Origin of the sequence: Streptomyces sp. SID13726 (assembly GCF_010548375.1) — a bacterium.
Classification (GTDB): Bacteria; Actinomycetota; Actinomycetes; order Streptomycetales; family Streptomycetaceae; genus Streptomyces.
The window spans coordinates 245,302-259,796 of record NZ_JAAGLY010000007.1 but is presented as its reverse complement, the minus strand read 5'-3'; the positions used below and the strand labels follow the sequence as shown (position 1 = coordinate 259,796).

The following is a 14,495-nucleotide window of genomic DNA, read 5'->3' as shown; positions in this document are numbered from 1 at the left end:
CGACGCGAGCGGGGGCCACGCGCACACGCGCGTGGCCCCCGCAGCGCCGGAAGGCGTGTCAGACCGGCCGTACGCCGGTCAGCGCCCCGTGCGGGTCGAGCACGTACTTGCGGCTGGCGCCCTGGTCGAACTCGGCGTAGCCGCGCGGTGCGTCCTCCAGGCCGATGACCGTCGCGTTGACCGCCTTGGCGATGTGCACACGGCCGTGCAGGATCGCCATCATCAGGCTCCGGTTGTACTGCATCACCGGGCACTGACCGGTCGTGAAGCGGTGGCTCTTGGCCCAGCCGAGCCCGAGCCGCACCTTCAGCGTCCCGCTCTTGGCGTCCTCGTCGACCCCACCGGGGTCATCGGTGACGTACAGGCCGGGGATACCCAGCGCACCGCCCGCGCGTGTGACGCCCATGAGGGAGTTGAGGACGGTCGCGGGTGCCTCCGGGGCCTCCCTGCCGTGCGCCCGGGCCTCGAAGCCCACCGCGTCGACCGCCGCGTCCACCTCGGGCTCCCCGAGGATCTGCGCGATCTGCTCCTCCACGCTGCCCTGCGACACGTCGACGGTCTCGCAGCCGAAACTCCGCGCCTGGGCGAGACGCTCGGCGTTGAGGTCCCCGACGATGACCACCGCAGCGCCCAGCAGCTGCGCCGACGCGGCTGCCGCCAGCCCCACCGGGCCCGCCCCGGCGACGTACACCGTCGAGCCGACGCCCGCGCCCGAGCTCACCACGCCGTGGAAGCCGGTCGGGAAGATGTCCGACAGCATGGTCAGGTCGAGCAGCTTCTCGCGGGCCTCGTCCCGGTCCGGGAATCTCAGCAGGTTGAAGTCCGCGTACGGGATCATGGCGAACTCGGCCTGCCCGCCGACCCAGCCGCCCATGTCGACATAGCCGTAGGCCGCGCCCGGACGGGACGCGTTGACGTTCAGGCAGATGCCGGTCTTGCGCTCCTTGCAGTTGCGGCACCGCCCGCAGGCGATGTTGAACGGTACGGAGACGATGTCGCCGACCTCGACGAACTCGACGTCCGGACCTCGTTCCACGACCTCCCCGGTGATCTCGTGGCCCAGGACCAGCCCCTCGGGCGCGGTCGTCCGCCCGCGCACCATGTGCTGGTCGCTGCCGCAGATGTTGGTGGCGAGGACCTTGAGGATCACCCCGTGCCGGCACTTCCTGCCGACCGCCTCGGGAGACACCCCCGGCCCGTCCTGGAGCTCAAGCGTCGGGTGGTCGACGGTCCTGACCTCCACCGCGCCTGGCTTGAGATACGCGACTGCCCTGTTCCCGCTCATGTCTGATCGCCGTCCCTTCGGCTCCGAGCCCTCGGATGCCAGTGGCTGTGCGCATGGCGGAGTCTGCTACCGCGTCGGCCTTCCGGCCAGCCGTCGCGCAGAACAGCTCAGAACAGGGGCTCGGGCAGGACGCCCTCCAGGGCGAGCAGCTTCCGCTTGGTCTCCAGGCCGCCGCCGAACCCGCCGATGCCGCCGTCGCTCTCGACGACCCGGTGGCACGGCACGACGACCGGCAGCGGATTGGACCCCATCGCCACCCCCACGGCCTGGGCGGCGCCGGGCTGGCCGACCCGCCCGGCCAGCTCGCCGTAGCCCACGACCTGGCCGTACGGCACGCCGGACGCCAGCTCGCGCAGCACCTGCCGGTTGAACCCCGAGATCAGCGACCAGTCCAGGGGCAGCTCGAAGTCCTTCCGGTCGCCCGCGAAGTACGCCTCGACCTGGTGTATCGCTTCGGCCAGCAGCGGGGAGCCGGGCGCCTCGACGGGCTCGGAGCCCAGCCGGGACCCGAGCCGCTCCAGCGCCCTGTCACGCACCGCGTCGGTGGCGTGGAAGACGACGTTGACCAGACCCTCGTGGGTCGCGGCCAGCAGCAGCGGGCCGATGCCGGTGCCGACGACGGCCCACACGACCTGCTGCTCGTACTGCCCATGACTGCTCATGCGACCCACCGTACGGGCCGCCACTGACAACGGCCCCGGGCTCACAGCCCCCGCAGCGCGGCCGCCACCACGTCGGGCTTGTTGGTGATGACGCCGTCCACGCCGTACCCGGCGACCAGGCGGGCGGTGTCCGCGGTGTCGACGGTCCAGGTGAAGACCTCCAGCGGCTTGTCGTGCGGGCCGGTGAAGGCCTGGACCGCCGAGACGTACCCGTGCGAGATCGTGCCGTACGACGGGTTGATCTGGTCGACGAAGAGCGCGTACGCGGGCAGGTCCGCGACCGACGGCGTCCCGAGGAAGCCGGTCCGCACACCGGGCCTCAGCTCGTGGACGGTCCGCAGGCTGGCCGCGCTGAAGCTCTGCACGACCAGCCGGTCCTCGTGCGGCCGGTCGAGCCACCCCTCGTTGGCGAGGACCTTCATGGTCTGGTTCTCGATGCCCGGGTACAGCTCCGGGTTCTTGAGTTCGAGGAGCAGCTTCCGGTCGTGAAGATCGACGCGCCGAACGTACTGTTCGAGCGTCGGCACGCGCGTGCCCGCGAAGGCGCGGCCGAACCAGCTGCCCGCGTCCAGACGCGCGATCTCGGCGGCGGTGAAGTCCTTCACCTTCCAGGGCGAGCGGCGCGGGAAGACCCGCTCGACGTCGGTGGTGCGCCGCAGGCTGTCGTCGTGGAGGACGACGAGCTCACCGTCCTTGGTGCGCTGGACGTCGTTCTCGACCCAGGGGGCGCCGAGCTCGGCGGCCTTGTCGACGGCGGCGAGGGTGTTCTCGGGGGCCTGGGCGGAGGCGCCCCGGTGGGCGATGACCGCGGGCGGCGTGCCCTCCTCGACGGCCCGGACGTAGGAGGCGGGAAGCAGAAGGGCGGTACCCAGGATCGCGGTGGTCAGGGCGGTCGCTGCGCGCGCGTGCATACGTACTCCTCGCGTCGAGCAATCACGTACAGCACCACTGTGACAGCAGGGGGTCGACCGCACCGGGGTACAGAATGGCCACATCCTGAGCGGTCCTGTCCCAAGTCCGCTCACTGGTGCCGCACAACTGGGGCAAGGCCGTGTTTCTTTGCCGGAAAATCGTTCGACCATTCCGGTGGGAGTCATACTCTCTGCCTCAACCCTGACCGCTCGGGCGGTGCTGGGAAGGGGCACATTTCAGAGTTTCCGGGACGCAAGAGGGCGGAAGGGCAGCCGCGGATGCAAGGCACGGTCGACGGATTCAGCTACGGACTCGTCACACCGCTGGTGGCTTACTTCATGGCCTGCCTCGGCGGCGCCCTCGGCCTGCGCTGCACCACCAGATCCATGCTGGTCAGCCGGTCATGGCGGCCCGGCTGGCTGGCTCTCGGCTCGGCCGCGATCGGCTCCGGCATCTGGACCATGCACTTCATCGCCATGATGGGGTTCAAGGTCGTGCAGGCGCCGATCCACTACGACCGGGGCATCACCTTCGCGAGCCTCGGCGTCGCGATCGTCATGGTCGGCATCGGGGTCTTCATCGTCGGCTACCGGGGCGCGCGCGGAACGGCCCTGATGACCGGTGGCGCCATCACCGGTCTGGGCATCGCCTCCATGCACTACCTCGGCATGGCCGGCATGCGGCTGAACGGGAAGCTGGAGTACAACACGGTCACGGTCGCCGTCTCCGTGGTCATAGCCGTCGTCGCCGCCACCGCCGCCCTCTGGGCCGCCGGACAGGTGCGGGGCTTCCTGTGGAGCGTGGGCGCGAGCCTCATCATGGGGCTCGCCGTCACCGGCATGCACTACACCGGCATGGCCGCCCTCAGCGTCCACGTGCACAGCACCGCCGCCCCCGTCTCCGGCGACTCGCCCGCCTCCCTGCTCGCGCCGATGATGATCGGCCCGCTCGCCTTCCTGCTGCTCGCCGGGGTCGTCGTGATGTTCGATCCGCTGATGGTCATGGGCAAGCCCGTGTGGTCACCCGCCGAGAACAAGCCCGGCGTGCCCGCGCGTGAACTCGTCCCCCACCCGGCCGCCCGCCGCCCCTCGCTCAGGACCCGGCGCAGCGTCACCCACAGCGACTCCCGCACCCCGCAGAACCGCTGACCCACCCGCCCCGCCGCCGCCCGGAACCCCTGATCGGGCCGCGTTGTCAGTGGGGGGTCGTACGGTGGACTCCATGCGGCCCGTTTCCCAGATCGAACGTACGGTGGCGCCCTTCGAGGTCGTCAGCCCCTACCAGCCCAGCGGCGACCAGCCGGCGGCCATCGCCGAGCTGGCCAAGCGCATCGAGGCAGGTGAGAAGGACGTCGTCCTGCTCGGCGCGACCGGCACCGGAAAGTCCGCCACCACCGCGTGGATGATCGAGAAGCTCCAGCGCCCCACACTCGTGATGGCCCCGAACAAGACGCTGGCCGCCCAGCTGGCGAACGAATTCCGCGAGCTGCTGCCGAACAACGCCGTCGAATACTTCGTCTCGTACTACGACTACTACCAGCCCGAGGCGTACGTCCCGCAGTCGGACACCTACATCGAGAAGGACTCCTCGATCAACGAGGAGGTGGAGCGCCTGCGCCACTCGGCCACGAACTCTCTGCTCACCCGGCGGGACGTCGTCGTGGTCGCCTCCGTCTCCTGCATCTACGGCCTCGGTACACCCCAGGAGTACGTGGACCGCATGGTCCCGCTCCGGGTCGGCGACGAACTCGACCGCGACCAGCTGCTGCGCCGCTTCGTCGACATCCAGTACACGCGCAACGACCTGGCCTTCACCCGGGGCACCTTCCGGGTGCGCGGCGACACCATCGAGATCTTCCCGGTCTACGAGGAACTCGCCGTCCGCATCGAGATGTTCGGCGACGAGATCGAGGCCCTGTCCACGCTGCACCCGCTCACCGGCGAGATCATCAGCGACGACGAGCACCTCTACGTCTTCCCGGCCTCCCACTACGTCGCGGGCCCCGAGCGCATGGAGCGGGCCGTCAACGACATCGAGAAGGAGCTGACGGAGCGCCTCGCCGAGCTGGAGAAGCAGGGCAAGCTCCTGGAGGCCCAGCGCCTGCGCATGCGCACCACCTACGACCTGGAGATGCTCCGCCAGATCGGCTCCTGCTCCGGCGTGGAGAACTACTCGATGCACTTCGACGGCCGCCTGCCCGGCTCCCCGCCGAACACTCTCCTGGACTACTTCCCGGACGACTTCCTGCTGGTCATCGACGAGTCGCACGTCACCGTGCCCCAGATCGGCGCGATGTACGAGGGCGACGCCTCCCGCAAGCGCACCCTCGTCGACCACGGCTTCCGCCTCCCCTCGGCGCTGGACAACCGCCCCCTGAAGTGGGAGGAGTTCACGGAGCGCATCGGCCAGACCGTCTACCTCTCCGCCACCCCCGGCAAGTACGAGCTCTCGCGCGGGGACGGCGTCGTCGAGCAGATCATCCGTCCCACCGGCCTGATCGACCCCGAGGTCGTCGTCAAGCCCACCGAGGGCCAGATCGACGACCTGGTGCACGAGATCCGCACACGCACCGAGAAGGACGAGCGCGTCCTGGTCACCACGCTCACCAAGAAGATGGCCGAGGACCTCACCGACTACTTCCTGGAACTCGGCATCCAGGTCCGCTATCTGCACAGCGACGTCGACACCCTGCGCCGCGTCGAGCTGCTGCGCGAGCTGCGCTCCGGCGAGTTCGACGTCCTGGTCGGCATCAACCTCCTCAGGGAGGGCCTCGACCTGCCCGAGGTGTCCCTGGTGGCCATCCTCGACGCCGACAAGGAAGGGTTCCTGCGCTCCGGGACCTCCCTGATCCAGACCATCGGCCGCGCCGCGCGCAATGTCTCCGGCCAGGTCCACATGTACGCCGACAAGATCACCCCGGCGATGGAGAAGGCCATCGACGAGACCAACCGCCGCCGGGAGAAGCAGGTCGCGTACAACACGGAGCGGGGCATCGACCCCCAGCCGCTCCGCAAGAAGATCAACGACATCGTCGCGCAGATCGCCCGCGAGGACGTCGACACCGAGCAGCTGCTCGGCTCCGGCTACCGCAAGGGCAAGGACGGCAAGGGCGCCAAGGCCCCTGTGCCCTCCCTCGGCAAGGCGGCGGGTACCAAGGCCGCCAAGGGCAAGGCCAAGGAGACCGTCCCGACCGACCGTCCGGCAGCCGAACTCACCGAGCAGATCGAGGAGATGACGGCACGCATGCGTGCCGCCGCGGCCGACCTCCAGTTCGAGATCGCGGCCCGGCTGCGCGACGAGGTCTCGGAGATGAAGAAGGAACTCCGCCAGATGAAGGAGGCGGGCCTGGCCTGACCTCCGTCGCGGTGTGTTGCAAGACCGACACAAAGTCCGGTCCGGGGTGCGTCACTGTCAGTGGCCCTGCGTAGGGTTCTGGACAACCGCGGGTGCCGCGGCAACAGGGGACAGCAGCGAGAGGGGTTCGGCGCGTGACCGTCAACATGACCAAGGGTCAGGCCATCAGCCTGCAGAAGAACGACGGCGGCAGCCTGACCGCGGTGCGCATGGGTCTCGGCTGGCAGGCGGCTCCCCGGCGCGGCCTGTTCGGCTCGCGCACGCGGGAGGTCGACCTGGATGCCTCCGCCGTGCTGTTCGCGGACAAGCAGCCCGTGGACGTCGTCTTCTTCCGCCACCTGGTGAGCGACGACGGCTCGGTCAAGCACACCGGTGACAACCTCGTCGGCGGCGTCGGCCAGGGCGGGGACGACGAGGCGATCCTCGTCGACCTGGCCCGCGTCCCGGTCCACATCGACCAGATCGTCTTCACCGTGAACTCCTTCACGGGCCAGACCTTCCAAGAGGTGCAGAACGCCTTCTGCCGCCTGGTCGACGAGACCAACGGCCAGGAGCTGGCCCGCTACACCCTGGCCGGCGGCGGCTCCTACACCGCCCAGATCATGGCGAAGGTGCACCGCACGGGCCCGGGCTGGACGATGACGGCACTGGGCACCCCGGCCAACGGCCGTACCTTCCAGGACCTGATGCCGGCGATCCTGCCGCACCTGTAGGCGGCCCGCCGGGCGGCACCCGACATCACGACACAGGGGGAGAAGGCGATGACGGCCGAGCTGGTGCGGGGGCAGAACCACCCGCTCTCCCAGGCCCGTCTCGAGATCCGGATCGCGGCCGGCACACCGATCGTGGCCGGAGTGACCCTCGGCGACGAGCACGGCAAGGTGCACGGCGTCGAGTGGGTCGCCCACCCGGGCGCACCCACGCTTCCGGGTCTCGAGGTCCCCCGGCAGGCGGCCGCCGACCACCGGCTCGCGGTCGATCTCGGTGCCCTGCCCGAGGCCGTCCACCGGGCCGCCGTGCTGCTCGCCCTGCCCGGCGCCGGCGGCCCCGTGCGCTTCGGTGCCGTCGCCGCCCCCTTCGTCGCGGTGACCGGCCTGGACGGCACCGAGCTCGCCAGCTACACCATCACGGGCCTGGACGCCGAGTCCGCGGTCGTCGCCCTGGAGCTGTACCGCAGACAGGGCGCCTGGAAGGTACGCGCCGTCGGTCAGGGCTACGCGGGCGGCCTCACCGAACTCCTCACCGACCAGGGCCTGCCCCAGGCCCACCAGCTCGCCACCGGCATCCACGAGGCGGTGGCCCAGGGCCTGGCCCGCTCGGTGCCGATGCCCCCGCCCTTCCCGGCGGACGGCGACCGCTCCCGGCAGACGGCCACCCCGGCACCGGGCCCGGACCAGGGCCAGGCCGCGACCCAGGGCGCCTCCGGCGTCGTACCGCCGCAGCCGCTGTCGCCGTACGGCACACAGCCCCCTGGGACACCGCAGTCCCCGTATGGCACGCAGCCCCCGGGCACACCGCCCCAGCCGATGCCTCCGAACAGCGGCGCGGGCTCCGGCACACCGCAGCCCGGCTCCCTCTACGGCACCCAGGGCACCCCGGCGGCGGGCGCACCGCAGCCCGGACAGCCCCAGGGTCCGGGGGACTCCGCCGCCCAGTCACCGGCACCCGCCGGCGGTGGCCCGATCGACTACAGCCACCCGCGTCGGCAGAACTCCGCCGCACCACCGCCTCCGGCCACCGCACCGCCCGGGCAGCCGGGCCAGCCCGCGCGGCCCGTCGCCGGGGACGCGACCGGCTGGTCGATGGACGAGCGGCTCTACAACCAGGTGTGGGGCATGTTCGAGGACCTGGCCCGCACCACGGCCGCCTACCGCAGCGCCGTCGACTTCGCGGACTCGCGGATGGCGAAGGAGCTGGACCAGGCGCTCGCCGACCCGCGCAGCCGGATCGGCGGACAGGGCGACGCGGCGCGGGAGGCGGCCCGTGCCAAGCACGCGCGGCTCGTCGAGCAGGCGCGGGCGGCCTACGACCGGGATCTCGGCCAGCTCGCGGCCGAGTCCGAGGTGGTCGAGCCCGCGCTGCCACCGGCCTACGCCCGCTGGGACAACCTCGTCTGGCACGGCTACCGGGTGCCGTTCGAGACGCCGATGGCCGTCCGTATGGGCGATCTGCATCTGCCCGAGTGCGCCGAGCTGCGGATCCCGATGCTGATCAGGCTGCCCCTGGAGCGCGGTCTGTGGATCGACAGCGGTGCCGCGGAATCGGCCGACGGCTCCTTCCTCGACGCCCACGAGCTGCGCCGCCTCGCCATGGACACGGCCGTGTCGGTCGCGGCCCGGCTTCTCGCCGTCCACCCCGCGGGCGACTTCACCGTGCACGTCATCGACCCGGCCGGAGCGGGGGCACCGGCGCTGGCTCCGCTGGGGCGCAGCGGTGTGCTAGCGGCCCCGCCCGCCGCCGGTGCCGCGGGGGTGGCGGAGGTCCTGGCCCGGCTCACCCAGCGCGTCGACCTGGTGCAGATGGCGGTGCGCGGCGGCGCGGCCGACTCCCTTCCGCCGGGCCTCGACACCACCGAACAGCTGTTGATCGTCAACGACTTCCCGCACGGCTTCGACGACCGGGCGGTGACCCAGCTGCGCTACCTCGCGGACGAGGGGCCCGCGGTCGGCGTGCACCTGATGATGGTCGCGGACCGTGAGGAGGCCTCCGGCTACGGCCCGCTCCTCGACCCGCTCTGGCGCTCGCTCCTGAGGCTGACACCGGTGCCCGACGACCACCTCGCCGACCCCTGGGTCGGGCATGCCTGGACCTATGAGCCGGCCCTCGTCCCGCCCGGCAGCCAGGTGCTCGAACAGGTCCTCGGCCAGGTCGCGACGGCTCGTACCAAGTACACGTAAAGAGCCCGTGACCTGCTTATTTGACCTTTATTTTGCCAAACCCTTTACCTTTACTTGGTGATTGGGGTACGGTTGTCAGCACGGAGGGGAGTACTCCCTGTCGACCGCGGCGTACCCGTCAATACGGATCAGGCCTGATCCCGGGGCGCCGGCCCACCGTGGGTGGAAGAGACCTCCGGCAGCGCGACGACGCTGGTTACTTGCCGTTACGTACTGTCGGAGGCACAGTGGAAGTTTCAACGACCCTTTGGGTTCTGACGATCGTGGGCCTCGCGGCCCTCATCGCGGTCGATTTCTTCATCGGTCGCAAGCCGCACGACGTGTCCATCAAGGAAGCCGGGATCTGGACGGTCGTCTGGATCGCCCTGGCCGGTCTCTTCGGCCTCGGCCTGCTGATTTTCGGCGGCGGACAGGCCGGTGGCGAGTTCTTCGCGGGCTTCATCACCGAGAAGTCGCTGAGCGTGGACAACCTCTTCGTCTTCGTCCTGATCATGGCGAAGTTCTCGGTGCCCTCGCAGTACCAGCAGCGGGTGCTCCTCGTGGGTGTCCTCATAGCCCTGGTGCTGCGCGCGATCTTCATCGCCGCCGGTGCCGCGATCCTCGCGAGCTTCGCCTGGGTGTTCTACATCTTCGGCGCCTTCCTCATCTGGACCGCCTGGAAGCTCATCCAGGAGGCCCGGGCCGACGACGAGGACGAGGAGTTCGAGGAGAACCGCCTGCTCAAGGCCGCCGAGCGCAGGTTCGGTGTCGCCGACCGCTACCACGGCACCAAGCTGTGGATCGAGGAGAACGGCAAGCGGGTCATGACCCCGATGCTGGTCGTGATGCTCGCGATCGGCACCACCGACGTGCTCTTCGCGCTCGACTCGATCCCGGCGATCTTCGGCCTGACCCAGGACCCGTACATCGTCTTCACCGCCAACGCCTTCGCCCTGATGGGCCTGCGGCAGCTGTACTTCCTCATCGGCGGCCTGCTGAAGAAGCTGGTCCACCTCAGCTACGGCCTGTCGATCATCCTGGGCTTCATCGGCGTCAAGCTGGTGCTGCACGCCCTGCACGAGTCCGGGGTCCACGTCCCCGAGATCAGCATTCCGGTCTCGCTCGGCGTGATCTGCGCGGTGCTGGTCGTCACCACCCTCACCAGCCTCCGCGCCTCCAAGAAGCAGGCGGAGGCCGAGGCGGCGCAGGCGCAGGGCGATGGCGCCGCGAAGGACAGCATCGAGGCCTGACCACGGCCGACGTAGAAGGAACCACCACCGGGAGCGGTGTGCGGCGAATTGCCGGGCACCGCTCCCGGTGCTTGTTTGGTTCCAGAGCGCGTCTCCCGGCCCGGGAGCGCCGTGGCCGGCTGGAGACACCATGAAGTTCGTGCAGATCGTCGGTTTCGAGACCGAGCGCCTGGAAGAGATGCGGCAGGTGCTGGAGGAAGCGGGACAGCGCAACGAGGGCCGGACGGGCGGCCCGACCTACCGCATGCTCCTGAAGGACCGTGACCACCCCAACCGCTATGCGGCGCTGCTCGAGTTCGAGTCGTACGACGAGGCCATGCGTAACAGCGACGACCCCGAGACGAGCAGGATGGCGGAGCAGTTGGGCTCGCTGTGCATCGGCGAGCGCGTCTACACCAACTACGACGTCCTGGAGTCGGGCGAACTCAAGTAGACCCCGGTGGTGCGGAGCCGGTTCGCCTCTGCGACGATCGCTGCATGATCGGTCGGTTGGGCTCGCTCACCACGAGCTGGACGTTCGTCGTGCCGGTGCTCGCGGTCGTCCTGCTGGTGTTCACCTGGGGGCGCGATCTGCCCGGTGTGGTCGTGGCGCTGGTGACCGTGGTCCTCGCCGGGGCCGTACTGGCCGCCGTGCACCACGCCGAGGTCGTCGCCCACCGGGTCGGTGAACCCTTCGGGTCGCTCGTCCTGGCCGTTGCCGTGACGATCATCGAGGTCGCCCTGATCGTCACCCTGATGGCGGACGGCGGCGACAAGAGCTCGACCCTGGCCAGGGACACGGTCTTCGCGGCCGTGATGATCACCTGCAACGGCATCGTCGGCATCAGCCTCCTCGTGGCCTCGCTGCGCCACGGCACCGCGGTCTTCAACCCCGAGGGCACCGGCGCCGCCCTCGCCACGGTCGCGACCCTGGCCACGCTGAGCCTGGTGCTGCCGACGTTCACGACGAGCAAGCCGGGCCCGGAGTTCTCCACCACCCAACTGACCTTCGCCGCGCTCTCCTCACTGATCCTGTACGGCCTGTTCGTGGCGACGCAGACCGTGCGGCACCGCGACTACTTCCTGCCGATCACCCGCCAGGGCGAGGTGATCACCGTCGACGACCACGCCGACGCGCCCACCGCCCGCACCGCGCTGATCAGCCTGAGCCTGCTGGGCCTGGCCCTGATCGGGGTGGTCGGCCTCGCGAAGGGCGTCTCGCCGACCATCGAGTCCGGAGTGGCCAAGGCAGGTCTTCCGCACGCCGTCGTCGGTGTGATCATCGCCCTGCTGGTGCTGCTCCCCGAGACCATCGCCGCCCTGCGCTCCGCCCGCCGTGACCGCGTCCAGACCAGCCTCAACCTCGCCCTCGGCTCGGCCATGGCCAGCATCGGCCTCACCATCCCCGCGGTCGCCCTGGCCTCCGTCTGGCTCTCGGGGCCGCTCGTCCTGGGCCTCGGCGCCACGCACATGGTCCTGCTGGCGCTGACCGTGGTGGTGAGCTCCCTGACGGTGGTGCCGGGCCGGGCGACTCCGCTCCAGGGCGGCGTACACCTGGTGCTGTTCGCGGCCTATCTGGAGCTGGCGATCAATCCGTAGCCGGTCGTCGGCCAGTAGCCGATGGCCGGTCAGTAGCCGATGGCTGGCCAGTAGTCGATGGCCGATCAGTAGTCGGCCATCGACCTGTGACCGGTCGTCGAACCGTGACCGGTCGTCGACCCGCAGCCGGCCGTCAACCCGCCGCGGGTCCGTCCAGCGCCGGCTCGGCCACCGTCGCGGGCACCGGCCGTGTCTCCGGCAGCAGCGCGAAGCACCCCAGGCTGAGCAGCGCCACCCCGGTCAGATAAGCGCCCACCCCCCAGGGCACCCGCCCGCCGTGCTCCACCAGGGCCGTCGCCACGATCGGCGTGAGCGCCCCGCCGATCACCCCGCCGAGGTTGTAGCCGACCGCGGCACCCGTGCAGCGCACCCGCGGCTCGTACAGCTCGGGCAGATACGCGGCGATCACCGCGAACATCGTGATGAACGCGATCATCGCGCCCAGGAACCCGACGAACATCAGCAACGGCTCCGCGGTCGCGAGCAGCGCGACCATCGGGAACATCCACAGGGCCGCCGCCGTGCAGCCGGTCAGGCAGAGCGGGCGCCGCCCGTACCGGTCGCCCAGCAGCGCCGCCACCGGTGTGAGCGAGCCCTTGACCAGCACCGCGGCCATGATGCAGGTCAGCATGACGGTACGGCTCACCCCGAGCCGCTCCGTCCCGTAGGCGAGGGACCAGGTCGTCACGGCGTAGAAGATCGCGTACCCGACCGCGAGCGCCCCGGCCGTCAGCAGGACGAGCCGCCAGTGGTCGCGCGCCACCTCGGCGAGCGGCACGCGCGCGGGCTCGTCGATCTCCAGGAACCGCGGGCTCTCCGTGAGCGAGGAACGCAGCCACAGCCCCACCAGCGCCAGCACCCCGGCCGCCCAGAACGGCACCCGCCAGCCCCACGCGGCGAACTGCGCCTCGGACAGCGCGGCCGACAGCGCCAGCACCACACCGTTGGCGAGCAGAAAGCCGAGCGCGGGTCCCACCTGCGGGAAGCTCGTCCACAGCCCGCGCCGGTCGGCGGGCGCGTGCTCCGCGGTCAGCAGCACGGCCCCGCCCCACTCCCCGCCGAGCCCCAGCCCCTGGAGAAAGCGCAGCACCAGAAGGAGCACGGGCGCGACGGCGCCGATCGTGTCGTACGTCGGCACACAGCCGACCGCGACCGTGGCGGCGCCGGTCAGCAGCAGCGAGGCGACCAGCACCGGCCGTCGCCCGCGCCGGTCCCCGAGGTGCCCGAACAGCACCGATCCGAGCGGGCGCGCGACGAAACCCACGCCGAACGTGCCGAAGGCGGCCAGCGTCCCCGCCACCGGCGAGAACGTCGGGAAGAACAGCGGCCCGAGGATCAGTGCCGCGGCCGTCCCGTAGACGAAGAAGTCGTAGAACTCGATGGCCGTGCCGGCGAGCGAGGCGGCCGCGAGCCGCGGCATGGAGGGCGCCCTTACGGTGCGTACGTCGTGCATGCCGCGTCAACTACCCACAGTGACCGGGAGTTACGGGGGCGTGCGGGCGCGGTCGAGCGGTGTCAGTACGTGACCGTGATGCGCCGGGCCGGGCCGTCGACGCGGATCGTGCCGCCGTACGGAAGGACGAGCTGTGGATCGGTGTGGCCGAAGTCCACATCAAAGACGATCGGGGTGTGGGGCGCATATACCGCCATCGCCCGCTGCACGGCCTCGCGCTGACCGGCGGCGTAACGATCCGCCTCCTCGGGGCTGTTGGGCCGCTCGAAGGACCAGGACTTCGGGCGGCCCATCAGCAGCGCGCCGAAGCGTCGCAGGAGGCCGCGCTCGCCCATGTTCCGCAGGGTGCGGAAGACCTCGGCGGCGCTCGGCATCTCCTCCGAGGTCTCCAGGAGCAGCACCCCGCCGTCGTACTCGCCGAGGTCCCGGGCGATCTCGCGGTCGGCCATCAGCAGCCAGCCGAGGATCTCCAGACAGCCGCCCCAACTGCGGCCCTCCACCACCCGGTCGGCGTTCACCCAGGTCCAGCCGGAGCCGGGCCGGGTCTCGGGCTCCGCGTCGAAGGTCGCGGGGTCCGCCCAGTCGCGGTTGACGTCGTTCCAGCGCTCGGCGGGCGTGAGTTCGTACGCCCCGGAGGTGAACAGCGCCGCGCGCAGGGAGTCGGCGGTCAGCGGGTCCATGGCCACCGGGCGGCCGAGCGCGGTCATCACGGTCGCGCCGTGGTAGCCGACGATCCCGGTGTTGTGGAGGAACGCCAGCAGGTTGGTGTTGTCGCTCATCCCGAAGAACGGCTTCGGGTTGGCCCGGATCAACTCCCGGTCCAGGAAGGGCAGCACGGTGATCTGGTCGTCGCCGCCGATCGAGGCCATGACCGCCTTGACGCTCGGGTCGGCGAAGGCCGCGTGGATGTCGTCGGCGCGCTGCCGGGGCGTCGAACCCATCCTGCGGGTCGACGGATACTCGACCGGCTCCAGGCCGTACTCCTCGCGCAGCCGCTCGAGCCCGAGCTCGAAGGGGCGCGGGAAGAGGCCCGGCAGACCGGCGCCGGGGGAGATGACGGCCATACGGTCGCCGGGCACGGGCTTGGGCGGGTACGCGATCGTCGTCATGCCCGGAGGGTACGGG

General features: G+C 70.6%; 12 protein-coding genes. 7 read left to right on the top strand and 5 right to left on the bottom strand.

The window, feature by feature from the left end; all coding sequences use genetic code 11:
- Positions 1-58: 58 nt before the first annotated feature.
- From fdhA to G3I78_RS20870, 3 genes are all read right to left on the bottom strand, one after another.
- Positions 59-1,285 carry a formaldehyde dehydrogenase, glutathione-independent gene (fdhA, locus tag G3I78_RS20880; protein ID WP_164426756.1) on the bottom strand — a complete coding sequence of 409 codons (1,227 nt, stop codon included), beginning with the start codon at positions 1,283-1,285 and terminating at the stop codon, positions 59-61.
- 107 nt (positions 1,286-1,392) lie between these two features.
- Positions 1,393-1,947 (bottom strand): methylated-DNA--[protein]-cysteine S-methyltransferase, encoded by a 555-nt coding sequence (locus tag G3I78_RS20875; protein WP_164426754.1) that lies wholly within the window; start codon positions 1,945-1,947, stop codon positions 1,393-1,395.
- Between the two features lie 41 nt (positions 1,948-1,988).
- Positions 1,989-2,858 carry a glycerophosphodiester phosphodiesterase family protein gene (locus G3I78_RS20870; protein ID WP_164426752.1) on the bottom strand — a complete coding sequence of 290 codons (870 nt, stop codon included), beginning with the start codon at positions 2,856-2,858 and terminating at the stop codon, positions 1,989-1,991.
- Positions 2,859-3,137: 279 nt separating this feature from the next.
- Between G3I78_RS20870 and G3I78_RS20865 the strand changes: the two genes are divergently transcribed.
- From G3I78_RS20865 to G3I78_RS20835, 7 genes are all read left to right on the top strand, one after another.
- Complete coding sequence (locus G3I78_RS20865; protein ID WP_164426751.1) at positions 3,138-4,007, top strand: MHYT domain-containing protein; 870 nt, start codon at positions 3,138-3,140, stop codon at positions 4,005-4,007.
- 73 nt (positions 4,008-4,080) lie between these two features.
- On the top strand, positions 4,081-6,213 hold the full coding sequence (uvrB, locus tag G3I78_RS20860) for an excinuclease ABC subunit UvrB (RefSeq protein WP_164426749.1): 2,133 nt from the start codon (positions 4,081-4,083) through the stop codon (positions 6,211-6,213).
- 134 nt (positions 6,214-6,347) lie between these two features.
- Positions 6,348-6,926: a TerD family protein gene (locus tag G3I78_RS20855; RefSeq protein ID WP_164426747.1), complete on the top strand. Its 579-nt coding sequence runs from the start codon at positions 6,348-6,350 to the stop codon at positions 6,924-6,926.
- 48 nt (positions 6,927-6,974) lie between these two features.
- Positions 6,975-9,110, top strand: coding sequence for a TerD family protein (locus G3I78_RS20850; protein ID WP_164426745.1), 2,136 nt, complete (start codon positions 6,975-6,977; stop codon positions 9,108-9,110).
- A gap of 227 nt (positions 9,111-9,337) precedes the next feature.
- Positions 9,338-10,339 (top strand): TerC/Alx family metal homeostasis membrane protein, encoded by a 1,002-nt coding sequence (locus G3I78_RS20845; RefSeq protein ID WP_164426743.1) that lies wholly within the window; start codon positions 9,338-9,340, stop codon positions 10,337-10,339.
- Positions 10,340-10,469: 130 nt separating this feature from the next.
- Entirely contained in the window at positions 10,470-10,772 is a 303-nt protein-coding gene (locus G3I78_RS20840) for a hypothetical protein (protein ID WP_164426741.1), read from the top strand.
- 44 nt (positions 10,773-10,816) lie between these two features.
- Positions 10,817-11,917, top strand: coding sequence for an ionic transporter y4hA (locus G3I78_RS20835; RefSeq protein WP_164426739.1), 1,101 nt, complete (start codon positions 10,817-10,819; stop codon positions 11,915-11,917).
- Between the two features lie 133 nt (positions 11,918-12,050).
- On the opposite strand, the gene G3I78_RS20830 is transcribed toward G3I78_RS20835, so the two are convergent.
- Together G3I78_RS20830 and G3I78_RS20825 are read right to left on the bottom strand one after the other, a co-directional pair.
- Positions 12,051-13,337, bottom strand: coding sequence for an MFS transporter (locus G3I78_RS20830; RefSeq protein WP_164427237.1), 1,287 nt, complete (start codon positions 13,335-13,337; stop codon positions 12,051-12,053).
- Positions 13,338-13,432: 95 nt separating this feature from the next.
- Entirely contained in the window at positions 13,433-14,479 is a 1,047-nt protein-coding gene (locus tag G3I78_RS20825) for a S66 peptidase family protein (protein ID WP_164426737.1), read from the bottom strand.
- Between the last annotated feature and the right edge of the window lie 16 nt (positions 14,480-14,495).